The following is a 22536-nucleotide window of genomic DNA, read 5'->3' as shown; positions in this document are numbered from 1 at the left end:
ATCTGCCCATGTCCGAGCTCTGCTCCGTGCCGCGCGTCTCGGATCGCTTTGCCCAGAGCAATGCGCTCGACGAGGATATCGCGCGACTCAAATATGTTTCGGGTAAACGTGAGGAGGCCCTTCGCCGTCTGGGAATTCGGACGGTGGGGGACCTCCTTCTCCATATCCCTCATCGATACCTGGACTTTACGCGCTCCTGGTCCATCGAGATGGCGCCCATCGGTACCGTGTGCACCATCATCGCCACGGTCGACCGTATCGTTCAAAAGAAGCCGCGTCCGCGCATGCAGGTGACCGAGGTCTCACTCGTTGACGAGACGGGCGTGCTGCAGGTCGCCTTTTTCCGTCAGCCTTGGATTGCCCAGCAGCTTAAGCAGGGCGACCGCCTGGCCGTGATGGGCAAGGTCGAGTTTGCCTACGGTTTTAAGCAGATGGCCTCGCCGCACTTTGAAAAGCTTGATGACGGGCGTGCTGCGGGCACCATTTTGCCGGTCCATTATGTGAGTGACGGCGTGAGCCAGGCATGGATGCGCCGCATCGTAAGTGGCGCGCTCGAGGTCGTCGGCAATCCCTTCGACCCGATTCCCGCACGCTTGCGCGTTAAACGTCGCCTGATGAGCGATGCTCGTGCGCTTCGATCGATCCACTTTCCTTCGAGCATGGCTGAGCGCGATATCGCGCGCGCACGGCTTGCCTACGAGGAGTGCCTCTACCTGCAGCTGGCGCTGCGCCTGCGCAACGACGGCGGCCTGGTCGATGTGGTGCCCTATGCCCACGCCGCGGGCGAGCACCTGGCCGCGCTTAAGCAGGCCCTGCCGTTTTCGCTGAGCGACGAGCAGGAGGCCGCGTTCCAAGATATCCTGCGCGATATGTGCGATGGCGGGCGTGTGATGAACCGCCTGCTGCTGGGCGATGTCGGTACCGGTAAGACCGCCGTTGCCGCCTGCGCGCTGGCTGTGGCTGCCGATAGCGGCACGCAGGCCTGCGTTATGGCGCCCACGGGCGTGCTGGCGCGTCAATATGCCGATAAGACCGGCCCCTTGCTCTTGCAGGCTGGCATGACCTGGGCGCTCCTGACGGGCGCCACGCCGGCGGCCGAGCGTGAGCGGATCCATGCCCAGCTGGAATCGGGCGAGCTCGATGTCCTCTTTGGCACCCACGCGGTGCTTTCGGATAACGTGGCGTTTAAGCATCTGTCGCTCGTGGTCATCGATGAGCAGCACCGGTTTGGCGTCGGCCAACGCAACGCCCTGCGTGCGAAGGGCCCTGGTGCCGATCTGCTCGTTATGACGGCAACGCCCATCCCACGTACGCTGGCGCTTTCGGTCTACGGCGATCTGGACACGAGCATCATCCGCCATCGGCCCGTCCCTGGCGCTGGCGTGACGACACGCGTGCTTACCGAGTCGAGCCGCGACCTTGCCTATGGCGCCATCCGCGAGGCGCATGAAAAGGGTCAGCAGGCCTACGTGATTTGCCCGCTCGTGGAGCCGAGCGACTCGGTCGATGAGCTTGAGGATGTGCCCGGTATCGTCCGTGACGACGAGGGTCGCGTAACCGTGCCCGTGCCGCTGCACGATACGGCAACCGAGCTCGACCGCCTACGCCTGTCGTTGCCGGGGCTTACCATCGAGCGTCTTCACGGCCGCATGCCGGCGGGGGAGAAGGATCGCGTGATCGACGCCTTCAAGCGCGGCGAGATCGACGTGCTCGTTTCGACCACGGTGGTCGAGGTGGGCGTCGACGTGCCCAACGCCACCGTCATGGTCATCGAGAACGGTGAGCGCTTTGGCTTGGCGGCCCTGCACCAGCTGCGCGGCCGCGTGGGCCGCGGCAGCGTGTCGGGCACCTGCCTGGTCATGACGCACTCCAAGGGCAACGGCGGCGCTTCGGCGGCGCAAGACCGTCTCCAGTCGCTCGAAAAGACCTCGGACGGCTTTACGCTCGCCCAGATGGACCTTCGTCTGCGCCACGAGGGCGAAATCCTGGGGTACCGCCAGCATGGCGGTGTGACTCTGCGCTTTGTCGACCTGGATGCCGACGAGGAGCTGATCGAGTGGGCCCATTTGGACGCGGTCGAGCTCTTGCGGTATGCTTGCAACCTTGACTCCGTGGCGACGCGCCCCCTGCGCGATGCGGTCGCCATGCGATATCGACACATTTTTAAGGAGGTCAGCGGAGGATGAGAATCATCGGCGGCGAATGGCGCGGTCGTAAGATCGAGGAGCCCCGTGGTCGCGATGTCACCCGCCCCACGACCGATCGTGTGCGCGAGGCATGCGCATCTATGGTCATGTCGGCATTTGACTTCGATCTGGACGAGGTCCGCGTGCTGGACGCCTTTGGCGGCTCCGGCGCCTTAGGGTTAGAGATGCTCTCACGTGGCGTCCGCTCGCTCACGACGTTCGAGATCGATCGGAATGCCGCGCGGCTCATTACCAAGAATATCGAGTCGCTCTGCCGCGATCGCGCGCGTTGGCGCGTGGTAACGGGCGACATGCTGGCGAGCGCCTCGCGCGGTCGTGTGCCGGGCGGCCCCTTTGATCTGGTCCTGCTCGACCCGCCCTATGCTTTTGGTGCCGAGCCGGTCGAGATACTGCTGCAGAACCTGGCTCAGCAGGGTCTGCTTGCACCTGGCGCTTATGCCCTGTTTGAGCATGCTGCCGCCGACGTGGGCGCACATCCTGCCGGCTTTGTAACCGTGCGTGAGAAACGCTATGGCATCACCTCGGTCGACCTGCTCCGTTGGGTCGGCGAGGGCGAGGATGACGATACCGTCGCCGATGCCGATGGCAGCGACGGCACGACTTTTCAGGAGAACGCCCATGAGTGACACCATCTACCGCGTGATCGTCCCGGGCACCTTCGATCCCATCACGTTTGGCCATATCGACGTCATCCGCCGCGCCCGCCGTATCTTTCCCAGCGTGATCGTCGCTGTCGCCGAGTCGCAGGGTAAAAACGGTGTGGGCACCACGTTTATGCTGGATGAGCGCGTGGCGCTGGCTCGCGAGGCGCTCGGTGATATCGACGGCGTCGATGTCCTGCCCTTTACCGGCCTCTTGGTCGACTTCGCTCGCGAGCAGGGGGCGGGGGCCGTGGTCAAGGGCCTGCGCGCCATGACCGACTTTGAGTACGAGCTGCAGCAGGCAGACCTCAACTATCGCTTGGATAACGAGCTGGAGTCCATCTTTGTCATGAGTGCGCCGCAGTACGGCTATATCTCGAGTTCGGTCGTTCGCCAGATCGCCTCGCTCGGCAGCGATGTATCGACGTTTGTCCCGCCCAACGTGGTCGAAGCGCTCAGACACCGCTTTTCGTGACGTTTTTTATTGCCTGGTGGCATGTGGTAAACTAGCACGATGATATGTTACCTATGAAAGGAGACCGGATGCCGGGCGAGAATTTTCCTGGCGATAGGATCGTCAGCTTGGTCGATGAGCTCGAAGGGCTGATCGAGGAAGCCAAGCCGCCTTTCGGCAAGAACGCTCAGTTCAAGGTCATCGACGCCGACGTGTTCTTCAACATCCTCGACGAGATCCGCATGAGCTATCCCGAGGAGTGGCAGAAGTCCCGCCGTATCCTTAAGGAGCGCGAGGAGCTTATGGCTTCCGCCGCCGCTCAGGCCGATTCCATCATCGCCGACGCTCAGCAGCAGGCCCTCACCATTGCCGGTGAGCAGGAGATCGTCCGCTTGGCACAGCAGCAGGCCGACGACATCCGCGATCGTGCCCAGCAGTACGAGCGCGAGACGCGTTATGCTGCCGAGGACTACGCAGAGCAGGTCTTTACGCACCTGGAGGAGAACCTCAAGAGCCTGACCGGCACCGTTACCCGTTGCCGTCAGCAGCTCAACGAGGGTGCCGCCCAACAGAATGGTCAGTGGTAATGGCTGAGTTCCCGAGCGTTACCGTCGATCTTTCTGAGCGGCTCGAGTTTCCTGGTGATTCGTATCCGCTGACCGGCAAGGTCGATGTTGCCACCTACACGGTGGGCGAGAAGGAGTACCAGCTACAGGACGGCATCGACTACGACGTTGTCTTTACCAATGCCGGTACCGGTGTCTTGCTCACGGGCATGGTCCGCGCGCACGCCACCGGCGAGTGCGACCGTTGCCTGGAGCCTGCCTCGTTTGATATCGCCGGCGAGATCGAGGAGTTCTACCTCTTTGAGGAGCCCGAGGATCCCGAGGCCTACGAGGACAGCTACGAGCTCCTGGGTGAGGACCGCATCGTCGATCTGGGTGAGCCCATCAACGACGCGGTCGTCATGGACACGCCGTTTGTCGTTCTGTGCAAGCCCGATTGCCGCGGCCTGTGCCCCACTTGCGGTTGCAATCTCAACGTCGAGCAATGCGATTGCGCCGCCCAGGCAGAGGCAGAATGGGCCGCTGCCACGGAAAATCCATTTGCAGCATTGAAGAATCTCAAGCTCGATGAGTAAAACTGTGGTAGTATCGCTACTTGCGCGTAATCGCCACACTGGATAGTTCATAAGGAAGGTCACTATGCCCGTACCTAAACAAAAGCAGGGTCGTATCCGCACTCACACCCGTCGTTCCGCCAACATGAAGATCTCGGCTGCGGCTCAGTCCACGTGCCCCCGTTGCGGCGCTGTCAAGCTTCCGCACCACGTGTGCCCCAGCTGCGGTTTCTACAAGGACCGCGAGGTTATCGTTACCGAGTAACGGTATACTCTGGATGCGATGCCGTTCCAAATGGAACCACAATGGCCGGCTCAATGAGTCGGCCATTTTTGTATAAGGAGTATGTATATGAGTAACGTTCGCGTTTGTGTAGACGTTGTGGGCGGAGACGAGAAACCTCAGGTTGTTCTCGATGGTATCGAGGCTGCACTTGCCGCCGATCCCGATATCGAGGTCCTGGCAGTCGGTCCCGCCGAAATCGTCAATCCCTTTGCCGCGGCCTATGCACGTGTGGAGGCTCTGGAAGCCCCTGACATTATCGCCATGGATGACGATCCCATTCGCGCCGTGATGACCAAGCGCAAGTCCTCGATCGTGCTTGCCTGCCGCGCCATCAAAAAGGGCAACGCGGACGCGTTTTTCTCCGCCGGCTCCACCGGCGCCATGACCGCTGCCGCGACCGCCTACGTCACACCGTTTAGATATATGGCCGAAGGCAAGAAGCAGCCGGTGCGCCCCTGTTTGACCAATGCGCTGCCCAATCGTGCCGGCGGCCTGACGGTGCTGTGCGACATGGGCGCCAACCCCGATGTCGAGGTGGACGACATGGTGCGTTTTGCCCAGATGGGTAGCGCTTATGCCCGCGTTGTCCTGGGCATCGAGCATCCTCGCGTGGGCTTGCTTGCCAATGGCACCGAGGACGAGAAGGGCTCCAACTTTACCAAGGCCTGCTTCCCGGCCATGAAAGCCGCCGTTCCCGGCTTTGTGGGTAACTGCGAAGGCACCGATCTTACGTCGGGCAATTTTGACGTCGTGGTCGCCGACGGCATGTCGGGCAATATTGCGCTCAAGGCCACCGAGGGCGCTGCCAAGTTTTTGCTGCAGGAGCTCAAGGGCGCCTTTATGGCCTCGCTCGGCACCAAGATCGCCGCGCTGCTCATCAAAAAGCAGATGCGCGGGATTAAGGCCAAGCTCTCTGGTGATGCCAAGGGCGGCGCGATTCTTTTGGGCCTGCGTGGCGTGGTCCTAATCGGTCATGGCGCCACCTCGGTCGAGGCTGTTAAAAACGGTACGCTCGCGGCGGCCGAAGCCGTGCGCGCGGGGCTGGTCGAGAACGTCGCCAACTCCATGGACGGCATCGTTTTGTAAGAGCGAGTTAGAGCGCTGTTATGTGCCTCGCGGCCTGCTTCGTGGGGTAGAATCAGAACCGTGTCTTGGTACCGCCCGGGCGGTACCATTCTTTTGGTATTCATGCACTATGAGAGGAAGCGCTATGGACCGCTCCGAAATCTTCGACAAGATCGCCGAGGTCGCTGCTGACGTTCTGGGCGTCGATGTTGCCGAAATTAGCGATGAGACCACCTTTGACGATCTCGATGCCAACTCGCTCGAGCGCCTGCAGCTGGTTACGGCTATCGAGGACGAGTTCAACCTCGAGATCGATGACGAGACTCTGCTCTCGCTCAACTCTGTCGCCGACGCCGTCGACGCGATCGAAAACGCCAGGGAGGCCTAGGTCTTGGCTTTATCCGAACGACTTACGCGCGCACAGGAGATTCTGGGCCACGAGTTCAATGACAAGGTGCTGCTGCGCGCGGCTCTTACGCATCCTTCGGCCGTCGAAGGCCAGCCAGTCTCGGCAAGCTACGAGCGCCTGGAGTTTTTGGGCGATTCCATTTTGGGCGCCGTGGTGGCCCGTTCGCTCTTTGAGTCCTATCCCGAGTTTGACGAGGGCAAGCTTACGCGCCTTAAGGTGTCGCTTGTCTCTGGCGCCACGCTATCCGAGGTGTCGCATGAGCTGGGTATCGACGACATCATCATCTTTGGTGCCTCCGAGACCGGTACCGGCGCGCGCGGTCTGCACTCGGCGCTCGAGAACGTCTATGAGTCGCTCGTGGGCGCGCTGTATCTGGATGCCGGCTGGGATGCCGCGGCGGAGTTTATCCACCGTACGCTCAAACCGCACCTGGCTTCCGAGCGTGCCGAGCACCCTGCGAACCCCAAGTCGTTCTTGCAGGAGTGCGTGCAGGCAGACGGCCATGAGCCTCCCGCGTATAAGCTGGTCGGCTCCGAGGGCCCCGCGCATGCGCCCACCTTTACCGCTGTGGTGCTCATCGACGGTATTCGCCAGGGCCGCGGCTCCGGCTCCTCAAAGAAGGAAGCCGAGGGAGCCGCTGCACTCGAGGCACTTGACCGCATGGGCTACACCACCAACGGCGTGATTCTCAACAAGAAGCCTGTTTAAGCGAGGAACCGTGTATCTCAAGTCCCTCACGCTCAAAGGGTTCAAGTCGTTTGCCGACCGCGCCCATATGACGTTTGAGCCGGGCCTGACCGTCATCGTCGGTCCCAACGGCTCGGGAAAATCGAACATCTCTGACTCGATTCTGTGGGTCCTGGGCGAGCAGAGCGCCAAGCAGCTGCGCGGCCAGGCCATGGAGGATGTCATCTTCTCGGGCTCGTCAGCGCGCAAGCCGGTGGGTGTCGCCGAGGTCACGCTGGTGCTCGATAACTCGGACCATATGCTGCCCGTCGACTTTGACGAGGTCGCCATCACCCGTCGTATGTATCGCTCGGGCGAAAGCGAGTACCTCATCAACTCGAGTCCGTGCCGCCTGATGGACATTCAGGACATCCTGCACGATTCGGGCTTGGGCAAGGATACGCATTCCATCATCAGCCAGGGCAAGCTCGACGCCATTTTGCAGAGCCGCCCCGAGGAGCGCCGCGCCCTCATCGAGGAGGCCGCCGGCATCTCCAAGCACAAGCGCCGCAAGGAGCGTGCGCTCAAAAAGATTAAGTCGATGGACGAGCACCTGACGCGTGCCCGCGACATCAATAAGGAAATTGCCCGTCAGCTGCGACCGCTGGAGCGTCAGGTCGATCGTGCGCGCAAGTACAAAGAGCTGTCCTCGCGCGCGAACGAGCTTACGCAGATGCTGGCCGTCGACGAGCTGCGTTCGCTGCAGTCGCAGTGGAACGACTTGGAGAGCCGCTCCAAGGAAGGTGCCGCCGAGCTGGAGCTTGCGCAGTACCGCTTGGGCGAAAAGGAGCGCGAGCTCGAGAAGCTCCAGGTCATGCTCGAGGAAAAGGGCCTGTTTGTGGGCGATCTGGGCGAGCAGCGCCGCCATATGCAAGATGTGGTCGGTCGCATTAACTCCGATATGCGTCTGCTCGAGGAAAAGGGCCACAACATGGTGTCGCGCCTGTCCGACATGCGCGGGCAGATTTCGAGCTCCGAGCATCAGCGTCGTCGCGTGGTAGAGGAGCTCGAGGATGCACGTGCGCAGCTTGAGGAAGTGACCGGCGCGCACATGCAGGCCCAGGAGGACGTTGACGCCGCCGGACCTGCCGCCGCCGAGCTCCACGAGCGTCGCGTTGCGCTCGACAATCAGATTTCGCAGATTACGCGTGAGCAACGCGATGTGCAGCGTGTGGCCGATAACGCGGCGCTCGAACTCGCCAAGGTGAAGGACTCGCTGAGCAACGCCGAGGTCGAGGACAACATGTACGCCTCACGCCTGGAGCAGATCGACGAGCATCTCGAGGAAGTCACGGCCTCACTCGAGAGCCGTCGCGACCGCGCCGAGGAGCTCGACAGTGCACTTGATCAGGCCCGTCAAGCCCAGATTGATGCTCGCGAGGCTACCGAGGTCGCCCGTGCAGCCCTTAAGGACCTGCGTGCCCGCGAGAGCGAGGCGCGCAACAAACTGTCCGAGGTGCGCTCGGAGCTTGCCAGTCAAAAGAAACTCGATGCCCGCATGGCCGACAGCTCGCCGCTCGTGAGCCGCCTGGTGGGTGCGCTGGGCGACGATGTCTCGGGTCGTCTGGGCGACGTGCTCGAGGTCCCGCGCGAGCTTGAGGGCCTGGTTGAGCAATTGCTCGCCGGCGATATCGATGCCCTGTTGTTCGATAACGCTGCCGCACTCGAGCGTGCCGGTCGTGCTGCTCTGGACCAGAAGATGGCCTCGGGCGAGGCGCTGCTGGTGGCGCGCGGCGTGAGCGGCTCTACCGCCGCTGAGGGCGCTGCCGGTACCCGTCTGGTTGATCGTCTGTCCGTGCGCGCAGGCTACGGACCCGTCGTCGAGGCGCTGCTCGGCGGATATTACGTAGTGGATGATCTCGCTGCTGCGCTGTCGGCGCCGGTCGTTGACGGCGTGACTTACGTGACCCCCGATGGCGCCCGCGTCGCCTGCGGCGGCCTGGTTCGTGTGGGGCTTGATGCCGGCGAGGCTTCGGGTGCTCTGGAGCGCAAGCGTCGCATTCGCGAGCTGGACGGCCTGGAGCCCGATCTAGCTGCCGTGTTTGAGCATGTGTCGGATCAGGTCGTCGAGGCCAATGCGGCCGTTGAGGAAGCGCGTGCCGCCGAGGGCGATGCCGCCGGCGAGATCGCCCGTCTTGAGGGTGAGCGCCGCTCGCTGCTCTCCGAGATCGGCCGCTTGGAGCAAAGCGCCAACAATGCCGAGGTCGAGCGCGTGCGCATCTCCAAGCGCCGCGAGCAGGCCTCCGAAGCCGTTCGCGCTGCGCGCCCGCGCGTTGACGAGCTCACCCGTTCGCGTGACGAGGCCCGCGCGCAGGCAAGCGATCTGGGCTTGCAGATTGCCGAGGCCAACGACGAACTCGACCGCGTTCGCCGTGACGATTCCGAGGCTGCCGGCAAGCTCGCCGACGCCAAGGTTCGCCTAGCCCAGACGAGCGAACGCCTGCGTTCGCTGAAGGGCCGCGTGCCCGACCTGGAGCATCGTCTTGAGGGCATCGACCGTCGTATCCGCGGAACACGCCAGGCCTCGCGCTCACTCGAGCTGTTGCGTCTGCGCGTCGACCCCATGCACGAGCGCTATTCGGCCCTGCTGGAGCGCGCGTCGGATTGGGCCGCGCGCCTGCGTGACCAGGCTTCACTCGAGGAGGCGGACTCGGCCTCGCTCAAGAAGACCATCGAGGATGCCAAGGCAGAGGTTGCCCGCGCTAAGGAGCGGGTCGATACCGCCGCCGCCACGCAAAACGAGTTTAAGGTCGCGCGTGGCAAGCTCGAGGTGCAGGTAGAGGCCGCCATTAAGGCCATTACCGCCGATGGCACCACGGTACTCGAGGAAGCGCTCATGCTTCCTGCGCCTACCGACCGCGACGCCGCCGAGCGCGAGCTCAACCAGCTCGTGCGCCAGATCAACAACCTGGGCCCTGTGAACCAAGTCGCCATGGAGGAGTACGAGCAGCTCAAGCGCCGTGCCGATTACATCGAGGAGCAACTTGCCGATCTGGAGAGCGCGCGCAAGGCGCTCACCAAGATCACGGTGGCCATCGACCGCAAGATGCGCAAGGCGTTCCTGGTGACGTTTGAGAAGGTTGATGCGAACTTCCGCGAGATCTTCGCCATGCTCTTCCCGGGCGGCCAGGCTCATCTGGAGATGACCGACCCCGAGCACCCGGCCGAGACGGGTATCGAGGTCGTGGCCCAACCGCGCGGCAAGCGCATCACTAAGATGATGCTCATGTCGGGCGGCGAGAAGAGCCTGACGGCGCTCGCCCTGCTCTTTGCCGTATACCGTACGCGCACGGTGCCGTTCTATGTGCTGGACGAGGTCGAGGCTGCGCTCGACGACGCCAACCTGTCCAAGCTCATCGGCGCCCTCGATGTGCTGCGTTCCGATACGCAGCTCTTGGTAATCTCGCATCAGCGCCGTACTATGGAGGATGCTGACGTCCTCTACGGCGTCTCGATGCAAGCCGACGGCGTCAGTCGCGTCGTCTCGCAAAAACTCGATCGCGAAACCGGAAAGGTCGTGAATGCATAATGGGATTCTTTGACGCACTCTCGCGCGGACTTGAGCGCAGCCGCGAGGCCCTTAACGAGGTCTTCTACTTTGGCGGCGAGGTCGACGAGGATTTTTGGGAGGACCTTGAGGACACCCTCGTCATGGGTGACATGGGCGCCGAGGTCGCCATTCAGGTCTCCGATGACCTGCGCGACGCCGCCGCTAAGAAGAACCTCAAGACCGCCCCGCAGCTTCGTCGCGCCCTGGCCGAGCAGCTCGAGGGCCATTTTGTGCCTGTTGAGCGCGATCCGTTTTCCGATACGCCGAGCTGCGTACTGTTTGTCGGTATTAACGGTGCCGGCAAGACCACCACGGTCGGCAAGATTGCGAGCGCCATGGCCGCCCGCGGCAAGAACGTGGTGATCGGTTCGGCCGACACCTTCCGCGCCGCCGCCATCGAGCAGCTCGATGTGTGGGGCCAGCGTGCCGGCGTGCCCGTCATCAAGCGTGACCGCGGCTCCGATCCGGCGAGCGTGTGCTATGACGTGCTCGACGAGGCCGATAAGCGCGGCAGCGACTTGGTGCTCATCGATACCGCCGGCCGTCTGCACACGAGCGCCGAGCTCATGCGCGAGCTTGCCAAGGTGGTCAACGTGACGCGTAAGCGCGCCGCCAATATGGCCGCTGGTCCCATGCCGGTTTCGGTCGTGCTTGTGATCGATGCCGCCACTGGTCAGAACGGTCTGAACCAGGCGCTCGAGTTTAACGAGGCGCTGGGCCTGGACGGTATTATCATGACTAAGCTCGACGGCACGGCTAAGGGCGGTATCGCCATGGCCGTGGCCGAGAAGCTCAAGCTCCCGATCCTGCGCATCGGCGTCGGCGAGCAGGTCGATGACCTGCAGGAGTTTAATGCAAAAGATTTCTGCCGCGCCCTGGTGGGCGAGTCCAATTAAGGAGTGACTAGTGTTTGATTCTCTGAGCGATCGCCTCAACGACACATTTGACCGCCTGCGCGGCAAGGGTAAGCTGACCGAGGCCGATATCACTTCGGCCATGCGCGACATTCGCATGGCGCTGCTCGAGGCCGACGTTAACTTTAAGGTCGTCAAGGAGTTCGTTGCCAAGACCAAGGAGCGCTGCATGACCGCCGAGGTCATGGAGTCGCTGTCGCCGGCGCAAAACGTCGTCAAGATCGTGCTCGACGAGCTCACCGAGATGCTCGGCTCCACCGAGAGTAAGCTCGTTTTTAGCAATCGCATTCCTAATGTCATCATGCTCGTGGGCCTGCAGGGCTCCGGTAAGACCACGGCGGCCGTAAAGCTGGCCTACCTGCTCAAGAAGCAGGGCCGCTCGCCGCTGCTCGCCGCGTGCGACGTCTACCGTCCCGCCGCTGCCGACCAGCTGGCCACGCTCGGCGGAGAGATCGGTGTCCCGGTCTTCCGAGGCGACGGTGCGCACCCGGTCGACATCGCCAAGGGCGCCATTCAGGAGGCCGTCGACCACCTGCGTGACGTGGTCATCGTCGATACCGCCGGTCGTTTGCAGATCGACGAGCAGATGATGCAGGAGGCCGTGGACATCAAGAAGGCCGTCAAGCCCGATCAGGTGCTGATGGTCGTCGATGCCATGACCGGCCAGGATATTGTCAACGTCGTCTCGACCTTCGCCGAGCGCACCGACTTTGACGGCGTGATCATCTCCAAGCTCGACGGCGACGCCCGTGGCGGCGGCGCACTTTCCGTGCGCCAGGTGACCGGTAAGCCCATCAAGTTCGTGAGCATGGGCGAGAAACCCGATTCGCTGGAGCCGTTCTATCCCGACCGCATGGCCAAGCGAATCTTGGGCATGGGCGATGTTGTCGGCATTATCGAGAAGGCCCAGGAGGCAGCCGATGCAGAGCAGCTCGAGGCTGCCGAGCGTATGCTGCGCGAGGGCTTCACCATGAACGACATGCTCGACCAGATGAAAGCCGTCAAAAAGATGGGCGGCATGAAGGGTATCCTGGGCATGCTCCCCGGTGGTCAGCGTGCACTCAACCAGATGGGCGGCAACCTGGACGAGGGCATCTTCGATAAGAACGAGGCCATCATCATGTCGATGACCAAGGAGGAGCGCCTGCGTCCCTCCATCATCAACGGTCAGCGTCGCGCGCGTATTGCCAAGGGCGCCGGCGTAACCCCCACCGAGGTCAACAGCCTTATGAAGCAGTGGGGCGAGATGAATAAGATGATGGGCCGCATGCGCACGATGGCCAATCAGGCACAGGCCGGCGGCAAGAAGGGCAAAAAGGGCAAGAAGGGCAAAAAGATGCGCATGCCCAATATCCCTGGGCTGGACGCTATGGGTCTGGGCGGCATGGGCGGCCTGGGTACGGGCGGTCCCAAGTCCGATATGGAGCTGCTGCGCCAGATGGAAGCGCAGATGCGTAATAAGAAATAGAGCTGTAATTCCAGCTTGATATGGCAAAGGCCACTCGGATGCTACCGGGTAGCCTTTGTTGTTGGCTTTGATTGTTGGGTTGCGTTCGGCTTCGCGCCCCGAGCTCGCGGTGCCGTGCCGTTAGTGGCAACCGCAGCCCTCGTGGCCTTCGTGGTCGTGGTGGCCGTGGCAGCCGCAGGACCCGCCATGCTCATGGGTGTGCTCGTGGTCGTGGCTGTGGCAGCTGCACGTGGCCTCGCCGTTCTGTGCGAGCGTGCCGGCGATAAGGGCCTCGACGCAAGCGTCGCAGCTGCCCTGGGCACCTGCGTATACCGTGATGCCGGCTTGAGCAAGCGCGTTGATAGCGCCTCCGCCGATGCCGCCGCAGATGAGCGTGTCCACGTCGCCGTTGGCGAGCAGGCCCGCAAGTGCGCCGTGGCCGGTGCCGCCGGTGCCCACGACCTGCTCGTTGAGTACTTTGCCGTCCTGAATGTCGTAGATCTTGAACTGCTCGCTGCGGCCAAAGTGCATAAAGATGTTGCCGTTGTCATACGTGGTTGCCACCCTCATGGTGCCGACCTCCTTTGCTGGCCATGCGGCCGTTGTCGTGGTGATGGGGGAGTATGCGATGTTACCGCCTTCGATGACGATCGCCCGTCCGTTGACCAGCGCGTTTGCCACCTTGCGATGCGCGCGGCTGCAGATTGCCGCCACCGTGGCGCGGGCAATGCCCATCTGCTGTGCGACTGCCTCTTGGTTAAGGCCTTCCAGGTCGCACAGGCGCAGTACCTCGAGTTCGTCAATCGTCATGTCGATGGCGTCTCCGCTCGCCAGGCCATCGGGGGTAAAACCGCGATATTCGGGGATGATCCCAACGCGACGCAGTTTCTCGCGTCTTCCGGCCATACGCACTCCTTATCTGACATATGTCAACAATAGAATAACGAACGTGCAGATTTACGCAAGGGATTTCTGGCATATGTCAGAAAACGAGGGCTTATGTTTGGGCTGTGGGGCCGCGTGCGCCTGGGCTACAATGAATCTCGCTTATAGGCGACTGACAGGAGGGTCAATGAGCAAAGCTGATCAACAGTTTGTAACCATGTGCCGCGATATTCTGGACCATGGCACCACCACCGAGGGCCAAAAGGTCCGCCCGGTGTGGGAGGACGGCACCCCTGCCTATACCATTAAAAACTTTGGCGTCACGGCCCGCTACGACCTGCGTGAGGAGTTTCCGGCGCTTACCCTGCGTCGCACGGCCCTCAAATCTGCCATGGATGAGATCCTATGGATCTATCAAAAGAAGTCCAATAACGTGCATGACCTCAACAGCCATATTTGGGATGAGTGGGCCGACGAGACCGGCTCCATCGGCAAGGCCTACGGGTATCAGATTGGGCAGAAGAGCCATTATGCCGAGGGTGACTTCGATCAGATGGACCGTGTGCTGTACGACCTCAAGAACACGCCGTACAGCCGCCGCATTATGACGAATACCTACGTGTTTAGCGACCTGTCCGAGATGCACCTGTATCCGTGCGCCTACAGCGTGACGTATAACGTGACGCAGCGCCCGCAGGATGATAAACCGACGCTCAACATGATTCTCAACCAGCGCAGCCAGGACATTTTGGCTGCGAACAACTGGAATGTGTGCCAGTACGCCATTTTGCTGATGATGGTCGCGCAGTCGGTCGATATGATTCCCGGCGAGTTGCTGCATGTGATTGCCGATGCCCACATTTACGACCGTCATGTCGATATCGTCCGCGAGCTTATCGAGCGTCCGCAGTTTGCCGCGCCTAAGGTAACGCTTAACCCCGATGTGCATGACTTCTATGCGTTTACGACCGACGACCTGATTGTCGAGGGCTATGAGCACGGCCCGCAGGTCAAGAACATCCCCATTGCGGTGTAGGTGACGCGCATGACGTGTAAGCTTTCTGCCATTGTCGCCGTGTGCGATGACTGGGGTATTGGGTGCGAGGGTGACATGGTCGTGTCTAATCGCGCCGACATGCGTCATTTTGTGGCGTGCACCAAAGGCTGCCCGGTCATTATGGGACGCAAGACGCTGCTGAGTTTTCCCGGCGGGCGTCCGCTCAAGAACCGTCGTAATATCGTGCTCACGCGCGATGAGGACTTTGCTGCCGAGGGCGTCGACGTGGTGCATAGCGTCGACGAAGCGCTCACCGCGGTAGCCGATGAGCCCGTTGCGTGGGTGATCGGTGGCGGCGAGGTGTATCGGCAGTTTTTGCCGTATTGCGCCGAGGCCGAGGTTACGCATAACCATTGCGTGCATGACGTGGATACGTATTTTCCCGATCTGGATGCCGATCCCGCGTGGGAGATTGCGCGGCGTGGCGGTGTTGCCACGATTGCCTCGGGCGAGGGCGACGAGGGTGTCGATTATGAGTTCGTAACGTATCGTCGCGTTGAGGCGTAAATCGTCCGGCGTGAACGGTATCATCGGATTGTTTGAACGCATGGGGCGGCGCTTAGCGTCGCCTCGTTTGGTATAGATGCGCTGTAAAGAAAGGTGCGGGCTGGCTGCTATGACTGATGCCGTTGAGGTGCTGCGAATCGATTCGCTCGAGGACGAGCGGCTTGATGCCTACGTGCGACTGACCGAGCGTGAGCTGCGCTGCGTGCTGGAGCCGCAGAAGGGCATTTTTATCGCCGAGAGTGCCAAGGTCATCGAACGTGCGGTTCGCGCCGGATACGAGCCGGCGAGCTTTCTTTTGGGCGAGCGCTGGCTCGACCAGATGATGCCGCTGTTTGAGCGCCTGGCGGTACGCGAGGGCGCGGGTCCGGTTCCCGTGTTCGTTGCCTCGATGGAGCTTATGGAGCGTCTGACGGGTTTTAACGTGACGCGCGGTGCGCTCGCGGCATTTCGTCGCCCGCGACAGATTCCGGTTGATGAGTTCTTGGGCGGCGTCGTCGAGGCGGCGGGGGAGCGCCCGGTGCGCGTGTGCGTGCTCGAGGGCATTGTCGACCATACCAATGTGGGCGCAATATTCCGCTCGGCGGCCGCGCTCAACGTCGACGGCATTTTGGTCAGTCCTACGTGTTGTGATCCGCTGTATCGTCGTTCGGCCCGCGTGAGCATGGGCACGGTGTTCCAGGTGCCCTGGACACGCATTGGCAGCGAAGCGCGCGTATGGCCGCATGATGGGCTGGCGGCGCTACACGATGCCGGCTTTTCGTGTGCCGCTATGGCGTTGACGGATGATTCGGTGTCGCTGGACGATCCCGCGCTCCAGGAGATTGACCGCCTGGCAATCTTTATGGGCACCGAGGGTGCTGGCTTGGGCGCCAAGACCATTGCAGGCTGCGACCGCGCCGTGCGTATTCCGATGGCGCATGGGGTCGATTCACTCAACGTGGCCGCGGCAAGCGCTGTTGCCTTTTGGCAGCTGTGCCCGCATGTGAGCAACGAGTACCACTACCAGCCGGGGCTGTATCACTAGGCAGATAGTTAGCACCGGGCTCTGGTTCGGGGCGTTTCGGCCGACGTCGGTCGGTGCTAAGCTGGTATTGGCTTTGGTCTTAAATTGCCGTTTTGTTGTTTGACGTACGCTGGTGGGGAGGGCGTGTGGCTAAGAAATCTACGGCTATCGATGTAACGCAGGGTGTCATTTGGCAACAGCTGCTGTCGCTGTGCGTTCCTATCTTCTTTAGCTCGTTTTTTCAGCAGGCTTACACGCTTATTGGTACGTATATCGTCGGCCAGTTTGGCGGCAAGCTCGCGCTGGGTGGCATTCAAGCCACGATGGTGCTCACCGAGCTCTGCATTGGCTTTTGCGTTGGCGTTGGCGCTGGCTGCGCGGTCATTACCGGTCAGTATTTTGGTCAGCACGATGATGAGCGATTGAGTCGTTCGGTCCATACGGCCATGACGCTCGCGCTGGTGGGCGGTATCGTTTTCTCGATTCTTGGCATAGTGTTCGTTGAGCCCATGCTGGTACTTATGAACACGCCGCATGAACTATTGGCCGAGGGCGTGGCCTATGCTCGTTGCTATTTTGCCGCCATGGTTGCGGCGCTGCTGCTCAATATGGGAACGGCGCTGCTGCGCGCCGTGGGCGACACACGCGGTCCTGCTGTGATCATTGCTTCCGGCTGCCTTGTTAATGCGGTGCTGGATGTCATCTTCGTTGCCGTGCTTCATATGGAGGCTCTGGGCTGCGGCATCGCGGTGGCGCTGACCATTTGCTCCAACGCCACGATGATCGTGATTCGTATGATGCACGCTCCGGGTGCGTGGCGGCTTTCACTGTCCAAACTCTGCATTGATCCTGGCATTTGTAAGAGCATGATCTCGTGTGGTCTGCCGCTTGGCTTTCAGTCTGCTGCGTATTCGATTTCCAACGTTTTGATTCAGGTGTCGGTCAACTCGTTTGGTGCCGATGTCACCACGGCGTGGGGTCTTTCGGGCCGTTTGGATGGCATTGTCTGGATGGTTACCGAGGCGCTTGGCGTTTCGATCACCACGTTCTCGGCACAGAACTTTGGCGCGCGCAACTACGAGCGCATGCGCAAGGGCTACCATACGTCGCTTGTGCTGTCGTTTATGCTCATTGGTGGCCTGTCTGCCGTGCTACTGGTGTTCTCGGGTCCGTTGTCGCGTCTGTTTGTCGACGATGCTTCGATTTCGGCCTACACCACGACGATTCTTCATTTCATCGCGCCGTTCTACGCGATCTTCTCGATTATCGAAAACGCGTCCGGCTCCATCCGCGGCGCTGGCGTGAGCTTCCAGCCTATGATGCTCACGATTTTTGGCACCGTCGTGCTCAGGGTGATCTGGGTGTTTGCGATTATGCCGTTCGATCCGTCGCTTGAGCACCTGCTGCTGGTTTACCCCGTAACCTGGCTCATCACGGCCACGATGTTTACCATCTACCACCACAGCGGCAACTGGCTCGGCCGCGCCACCGCCTAATGATCCGCAGGGGACGGAGGAAAACGGATCATTGACCTGGCGATAAGGCAAAATGATCCGTTTTCCTCCGTCCCCTACGGATCATTTAGTATTCGATGCCTTGGCGGGCTAGGAGGCCTTCGTCGAAGTAGTGTTTGACGGGGCGCATTTCGGTTACTAGGTCCGCGAGATCGGCCAGTGGCAGCAAGCCGCGGCCGGTGAGCACGAGCTCTGTGGTGGTCGGTTTCATTGCGATCAACGCTTCGACATCTTCGCGCGTCACAAAGCCTCGGCGCATGGCTTCTCCCAGCTCATCCAAGATCAGCATGTCTACCTGGCTAATCTGCTCGCGTGCGAGCTCCATGATCTGCGCGGCGCAAGCCTCGGGCGTGTCGCGATCGGCCTGCACAATGCGCAGTCCCAGGCGCGGCGCGGCATCGTGTTCGGCGCAGTGCAGCTTCTTGGCAAACTGCAGCATGAGTACGTTGAGACCATAACCTGTGGCACGCAAAGCCAGCCCCAAGGCGGCCGTGGTTTTGCCCTTTCCGTCGCCCGTGTAGATCTGAACCTTGCCGACTTCCAGTGATGCCATCTCTGTCCTTTCGTGCCCGGCGTCGGTTTATCGTCGCTCGGGTTGGGTATTCTAGAAACCATTATCAACCCCAGTAGATGGAGTTCAAGCAGATGGAGATGGATGACAACAAACGTAGACGGAATATGATCCTCTACGTGCTCATCGCCTTCGTCGTCTACCTCGTGCTCTCGACCGTTCTGTTCCCCAACATCGGTCACACGCAGCAGATTACGAAGACCGATTACTCGACGTTTGTCAAAGCGCTCGATAAGAAGAGCGTCAACAAGGTCGAGTACAACACGGACGATTACACGATTTATTACACCAAGAAGGGCGAGGACGAGAACATCGCCTACAAGACGACCGGTGTGCCGAATGATGCGGGTTTTACCGATCGCGTGCTTGAATCCGGTGCGTCCCTGGAATCGGTCGTTCCCGACAAGAGCTCGGGCCTGATGACCTACTACCTGATCACGCTCATTCTTCCCATGGCGATTTTCTTCCTGATTGGCTGGTGGCTCAACCGCCGCATGAAGAAGGCTATGGGCGATGACGGCCCGTCGATGAACTTTGGCGGCGGTGGTTTTGGCGGCGGCGGATTGGGCAAGTCCGGCGCGCGCGTGATCGCCTCCAAGGACGTGGGCGTGACCTTTAAGGACGTCGCCGGCCAGGAAGAGGCCAAGGAGTCCCTCAAGGAGGTCGTCGACTTTCTGGAGAAGCCGCAGCGCTACGAGGAGATCGGCGCCAAGCTGCCGCGCGGCGCTCTTCTTGTGGGCCCTCCGGGCACTGGTAAGACCCTGCTTGCCAAGGCTGTGGCCGGCGAAGCTGGTGTTCCGTTCTTTAGTATTTCTGGTTCTGAGTTCGTCGAGATGTTTGTCGGCCGTGGCGCTGCCAAGGTGCGCGATCTGTTTAAGCAGGCCAAGGAAAAGGCCCCGTGTATCGTCTTTATCGATGAGATCGATACCATCGGTAAGAAGCGCGATGGCGGCGGCTTTAGCGGCAACGACGAGCGCGAGCAAACGCTCAACCAGCTGCTGACCGAGATGGACGGCTTTGATAACCATAAGGGTATCGTCGTCCTCGCTGCAACGAACCGTCCTGACAGCCTTGACCCGGCCCTGCTACGTCCCGGCCGCTTTGACCGCCGCATTCCCGTTGAGCTGCCCGATCTGACCGGCCGCAAGAACATCCTTGAGCTCCATGCCAAGAGCGTTAAGACGCAGCCGCCGATCGACCTGACTGCGATCGCCCGCGCGACGCCCGGCGCCTCTGGTGCCGACCTGGCCAATATCATCAACGAGGGTGCCCTGCGCGCCGTCCGCGAGGGTCGCAAGCGCGCGACGCAGGATGATTTTGAGGAGTCGGTGGAAGTCGTCATTGCCGGACAGCAGCGTAAATCCACGGTGCTGTCCGACCACGAGAAGCAGGTCGTTTCCTATCACGAGATCGGCCATGCCATCGTCGCCGCCCGCCAGAAGGGCTCCGCCCCGGTCACCAAGATCACCATCGTGCCGCGCACGAGCGGCGCTCTGGGCTACACCATGCAGGTCGAGGAGGACGAGCGCTTCCTGACGACGCGCCAGGAGGTCTTGGACAAGCTCGCCGTCTACTGCGGCGGCCGTGCGGCCGAGGAGCTCATCTTTGGCGAGATGACGACCGGTGCCGCCAACGATATCGAGCAGGCCACCAAGCTCGCCCGCAACATGGTGACACGCTTTGGTATGTCCGACGAGTTTGGCATGATGGCGCTCGGTACCGTGCAGAACGCGTATCTCAATCAGGACACGTCGCTCACCTGCGCACCCGGTACGGCCGAGCGTGTGGACGCGATTGTCGCTAAGTTGATCGAGGACGCGCACGATCGTGCCCTGCAGATCCTCAAGGAGAACAAGTTCAAGCTCCATGAGCTGGCTCGTTATCTGTACAAGAAGGAGACCATCACGGGTGAGGAGTTCATGAACCTCCTCACGCGCGAGAATCCGTTGATGCCCAAGCAACAGTAAAGCCGCGGCCGAGCCAGTAGACGCCGACGCCCCATTTGAGTAGCTTTCTCAAATGGGGCGATTTGTGTGGGGAGAGTTGTATATGAAGATCGTGGTAAGTGCCTGTTTGATGGGTGAAAGCTGTAAGTATAACGGGCTCGACAATTACCATCGCGAGCTGGTCGAGGCTTGCGAGCGCACGGGGACCGAGGTACTCCTCGTATGTCCCGAGGTTTTTGGCGGCCTTCCCACGCCGCGCAAGCCATCCGAGATTGCGAACGGCGAGGTCCGCACCTGCGAGGGCGTCTCGGTCGATCGCGAGTTTCGTCTGGGCGCCCAGCGTGCGCTCGATATGTGCGAGCAGGCGGGCGGGCCGTCCGAGATCGTTGCGTGCATTTTGCAGGACCGCAGCCCCTCGTGCGGTACGGGTCACGTCTACGATGGCACCTTTAGCGGTACGCTCACCGCGGGCAACGGCGTTTTCGTCGACCTGCTGCTGCGCCATGGGTACCGCGTGATTCCCGCAAGCGAATTCGATCCCAGCATGCTGGAACATTGTCCATAGCACTCGAACCCAACACTTCCTCACGGGTGACCGTTTTGGCATCATCCGTGAAGTTGATATTGAGTACGACCCGGTCATCAAGGACGTAGACCGAGTTGACAGGCGCCGCACCCAGGCAGCCCCTCCCCGCGGCCCTCGCGCAGGAACGCGTACACGGTCCTCTCGTCTCTTGCGCCCCCCCCCGGAACTGTCCACATCAGTGTAGCCAATCCAGTCCGCCAAGGGCTGCAGCCCGGACAACGCGGCGATGGAGGGCTTCTTCGGCCTGCTCAAGAAGGAGTTCTGGCATGGCAGGGACTGGTCGGACTGGACCCCGCCCGCTTCATCGAGGAGCTCGGGGGCTGGATCGGCCGATACAATACGGAGAGGCGCAGCGATGCGCTCGGTGGCCGCACGCCGGCCGAGTTCCGCTCCGCGCTGGGAAGGGCCGCGTAACGGTCCAAGAAATCGTCCGCAGTTCCCATTCCTGCCCCTTTGGGACAGCTTTTTGTTGGGGCGTGCCTGCCCCAACCCCTGCTAGGAACGAGTGCAGCAAACTGGAATTTTCAAATTAGTCTTTGCAAATTACCTTTGAACCTTCACCATCAATTACAATTCCCTGACGGTTGTTAATTGGGCATAGATTCAAATCCGAAAACTCAGTCATTATTTTCTCGGTAACTTTCTTAAATGGTGCTGTAAGAAAATGCGGAAGAACATAGAAATCAATCAAATTAAGCCCTGCATCATCTTCTTGTGAGTAGTCCTCCGGCTTTTCATCCATTTGCTCGATATATTGGATGCTTGGAGCGCATACAATCGCACCTGCCGATTCACCAATCATCAGTTTTCCCTTTGCCAATTCTTTCTTCAACAGCTCATCCGTTCCCGTTTTACGGAGCTGGTCTATAAGGAAAAAAGAATTTCCGCCGGTAAAATAGATCACATCCGCATCTTCAAAAAGAGGCTGTATCGTTGAATAAGCCTCCGTTGAAATATCAATTTCAGTTACGATTGCTCCCAACTTTTTGAATAATTTCCGAGCCGAGCCGACATAACCGGTGTAGCCTTCACGCAGTGAAGCTGTTGGAATAAATGCGACTTTCTTATTTTCAATTTCTTCCTTTATCAGACTTCCCACACTTGAAAAGTGAGAACATAAAAACAGTTTCATCAATATTCTCCTTTATATATAAATTCTTATTTGTTGAACTAAGCCGTGTATACCATACTCTCCAATGAAAGAACGCCCTGATATAGCGAAATTTTGCCGTTTTCCTGCGTACGTGCGTACACACTCTACAGGAATTCTAAGGGGCCTGCCCCCTTAGCACACGGACTTTGGAACAAAGTCTAGTGTTTTACGCCTTGCCAGAGGTGTACAGGCTCCCGGTATGCACGTACGAAGCAATTGCCATCAATGCCCCATATAAGTGGCGATCAAGTTCGCATAAAGCGACCTTGATCCCGCAAAACAAAAGGCAGGATACCATCACCACGATGATACCCTGCCTCTGTTCGTCCCTGTTTACCGTTCCGAGTAGTCCTTCCGCAGAATTTCCGATAAACAAAAAACGTACCCGAACCCTTTCTCGTAAAGAATCGGGTTCGAGTACGAACTGAATGCTGGAGCAATAAAAAACCACCAGAAAGGTGCCTGTGAACTGCCTCCCATTTCTTGGACATCGGG

General features: G+C 60.4%; 22 protein-coding genes. 18 read left to right on the top strand and 4 right to left on the bottom strand.

Translation table 11 applies throughout. The annotated features are described in order from the left end of the window. The first annotated feature begins 8 nt into the window (after nt 1–8). The 12 genes from DW151_RS05095 (at nt 9) to ffh (ending at nt 12840) form a co-directional block, all read left to right on the top strand. On the top strand, nt 9–2186 hold the full coding sequence (locus DW151_RS05095) for an ATP-dependent DNA helicase RecG (protein WP_118334778.1): 2178 nt from the start codon (nt 9–11) through the stop codon (nt 2184–2186). Next, the gene (gene rsmD, locus DW151_RS05090; RefSeq protein ID WP_118334776.1) at nt 2183–2833 is read left to right on the top strand and encodes a 16S rRNA (guanine(966)-N(2))-methyltransferase RsmD; all 651 of its coding nucleotides are present in this window, start codon (nt 2183–2185) and stop codon (nt 2831–2833) included. The genes DW151_RS05095 and rsmD overlap by 4 nt, the downstream gene beginning before the upstream one ends. Then, the gene (coaD, locus tag DW151_RS05085) at nt 2826–3323 is read left to right on the top strand and encodes a pantetheine-phosphate adenylyltransferase (RefSeq protein ID WP_118334775.1); all 498 of its coding nucleotides are present in this window, start codon (nt 2826–2828) and stop codon (nt 3321–3323) included. The genes rsmD and coaD overlap by 8 nt, the downstream gene beginning before the upstream one ends. Before the next feature lie 68 nt (nt 3324–3391). After that, nucleotides 3392–3889: an ATPase gene (locus DW151_RS05080; protein ID WP_040358176.1), complete on the top strand. Its 498-nt coding sequence runs from the start codon at nt 3392–3394 to the stop codon at nt 3887–3889. After that, nucleotides 3889–4443, top strand: coding sequence for a DUF177 domain-containing protein (locus DW151_RS05075; protein ID WP_118334773.1), 555 nt, complete (start codon nt 3889–3891; stop codon nt 4441–4443). The genes DW151_RS05080 and DW151_RS05075 overlap by 1 nt, the downstream gene beginning before the upstream one ends. A 64-nt stretch (nt 4444–4507) precedes the next feature. Beyond that, a complete protein-coding gene (gene rpmF, locus DW151_RS05070; RefSeq protein WP_022094017.1) occupies nt 4508–4687 on the top strand; it encodes a 50S ribosomal protein L32 in 180 nt (59 codons plus the stop codon). Between the two features lie 87 nt (nt 4688–4774). Then, on the top strand, nt 4775–5794 hold the full coding sequence (plsX, locus tag DW151_RS05065) for a phosphate acyltransferase PlsX (RefSeq protein ID WP_118334772.1): 1020 nt from the start codon (nt 4775–4777) through the stop codon (nt 5792–5794). A 124-nt stretch (nt 5795–5918) separates the two neighbouring features. Continuing rightward, complete coding sequence (locus DW151_RS05060) at nt 5919–6161, top strand: acyl carrier protein (RefSeq protein ID WP_055309519.1); 243 nt, start codon at nt 5919–5921, stop codon at nt 6159–6161. Nucleotides 6162–6164: 3 nt separating this feature from the next. Further along, entirely contained in the window at nt 6165–6890 is a 726-nt protein-coding gene (rnc, locus tag DW151_RS05055) for a ribonuclease III (RefSeq protein ID WP_118334770.1), read from the top strand. 10 nt (nt 6891–6900) lie between these two features. Then, nucleotides 6901–10437 (top strand): chromosome segregation protein SMC, encoded by a 3537-nt coding sequence (gene smc, locus DW151_RS05050; RefSeq protein ID WP_118334769.1) that lies wholly within the window; start codon nt 6901–6903, stop codon nt 10435–10437. After that, entirely contained in the window at nt 10437–11354 is a 918-nt protein-coding gene (ftsY, locus tag DW151_RS05045; RefSeq protein WP_118334767.1) for a signal recognition particle-docking protein FtsY, read from the top strand. The genes smc and ftsY overlap by 1 nt, the downstream gene beginning before the upstream one ends. Nucleotides 11355–11364: 10 nt before the next feature. After that, a complete protein-coding gene (ffh, locus tag DW151_RS05040; RefSeq protein ID WP_117637757.1) occupies nt 11365–12840 on the top strand; it encodes a signal recognition particle protein in 1476 nt (491 codons plus the stop codon). A gap of 120 nt (nt 12841–12960) precedes the next feature. Here ffh and DW151_RS05035 read toward each other — a convergent pair whose 3' ends face one another. Continuing rightward, nucleotides 12961–13725: a NifB/NifX family molybdenum-iron cluster-binding protein gene (locus DW151_RS05035; RefSeq protein WP_118334766.1), complete on the bottom strand. Its 765-nt coding sequence runs from the start codon at nt 13723–13725 to the stop codon at nt 12961–12963. 166 nt (nt 13726–13891) lie between these two features. Between DW151_RS05035 and thyA the strand changes: the two genes are divergently transcribed. The 4 genes from thyA to DW151_RS05015 all read left to right on the top strand — a co-directional run bounded on the left by thyA (nt 13892) and on the right by DW151_RS05015 (nt 17767). Next, on the top strand, nt 13892–14740 hold the full coding sequence (gene thyA, locus DW151_RS05030) for a thymidylate synthase (protein WP_117629294.1): 849 nt from the start codon (nt 13892–13894) through the stop codon (nt 14738–14740). Nucleotides 14741–14749: 9 nt separating this feature from the next. Further along, complete coding sequence (locus DW151_RS05025; protein ID WP_117779162.1) at nt 14750–15268, top strand: dihydrofolate reductase; 519 nt, start codon at nt 14750–14752, stop codon at nt 15266–15268. Between the two features lie 109 nt (nt 15269–15377). Then, nucleotides 15378–16292, top strand: coding sequence for an RNA methyltransferase (locus DW151_RS05020; protein WP_118334764.1), 915 nt, complete (start codon nt 15378–15380; stop codon nt 16290–16292). Nucleotides 16293–16417: 125 nt separating this feature from the next. Then, on the top strand, nt 16418–17767 hold the full coding sequence (locus tag DW151_RS05015; RefSeq protein WP_117564142.1) for an MATE family efflux transporter: 1350 nt from the start codon (nt 16418–16420) through the stop codon (nt 17765–17767). Between the two features lie 85 nt (nt 17768–17852). On the opposite strand, the gene DW151_RS05010 is transcribed toward DW151_RS05015, so the two are convergent. After that, nucleotides 17853–18338 (bottom strand): cob(I)yrinic acid a,c-diamide adenosyltransferase, encoded by a 486-nt coding sequence (locus DW151_RS05010; protein WP_118334763.1) that lies wholly within the window; start codon nt 18336–18338, stop codon nt 17853–17855. 92 nt (nt 18339–18430) lie between these two features. Between DW151_RS05010 and ftsH the strand changes: the two genes are divergently transcribed. Then, nucleotides 18431–20323: an ATP-dependent zinc metalloprotease FtsH gene (gene ftsH / locus DW151_RS05005; protein ID WP_199579895.1), complete on the top strand. Its 1893-nt coding sequence runs from the start codon at nt 18431–18433 to the stop codon at nt 20321–20323. Between the two features lie 82 nt (nt 20324–20405). Continuing rightward, nucleotides 20406–20867 carry a DUF523 domain-containing protein gene (locus tag DW151_RS05000; RefSeq protein WP_118334760.1) on the top strand — a complete coding sequence of 154 codons (462 nt, stop codon included), beginning with the start codon at nt 20406–20408 and terminating at the stop codon, nt 20865–20867. A gap of 550 nt (nt 20868–21417) precedes the next feature. Here DW151_RS05000 and DW151_RS04990 read toward each other — a convergent pair. Continuing rightward, nucleotides 21418–22020, bottom strand: coding sequence for a Type 1 glutamine amidotransferase-like domain-containing protein (locus tag DW151_RS04990; RefSeq protein ID WP_118334757.1), 603 nt, complete (start codon nt 22018–22020; stop codon nt 21418–21420). 187 nt (nt 22021–22207) lie between these two features. After that, a partial coding sequence (locus tag DW151_RS10755; RefSeq protein WP_233543354.1) for a hypothetical protein occupies nt 22208–22536 on the bottom strand: 329 nt, incomplete at its 5' end.

The organism is Collinsella sp. AM13-34 (genome assembly GCF_003473055.1).
Lineage (GTDB): Bacteria > Actinomycetota > Coriobacteriia > Coriobacteriales > Coriobacteriaceae > Collinsella.
The sequence above is the reverse complement of the archived record's forward strand: the minus strand, read 5'-3'. Positions and strand labels throughout refer to the sequence as shown.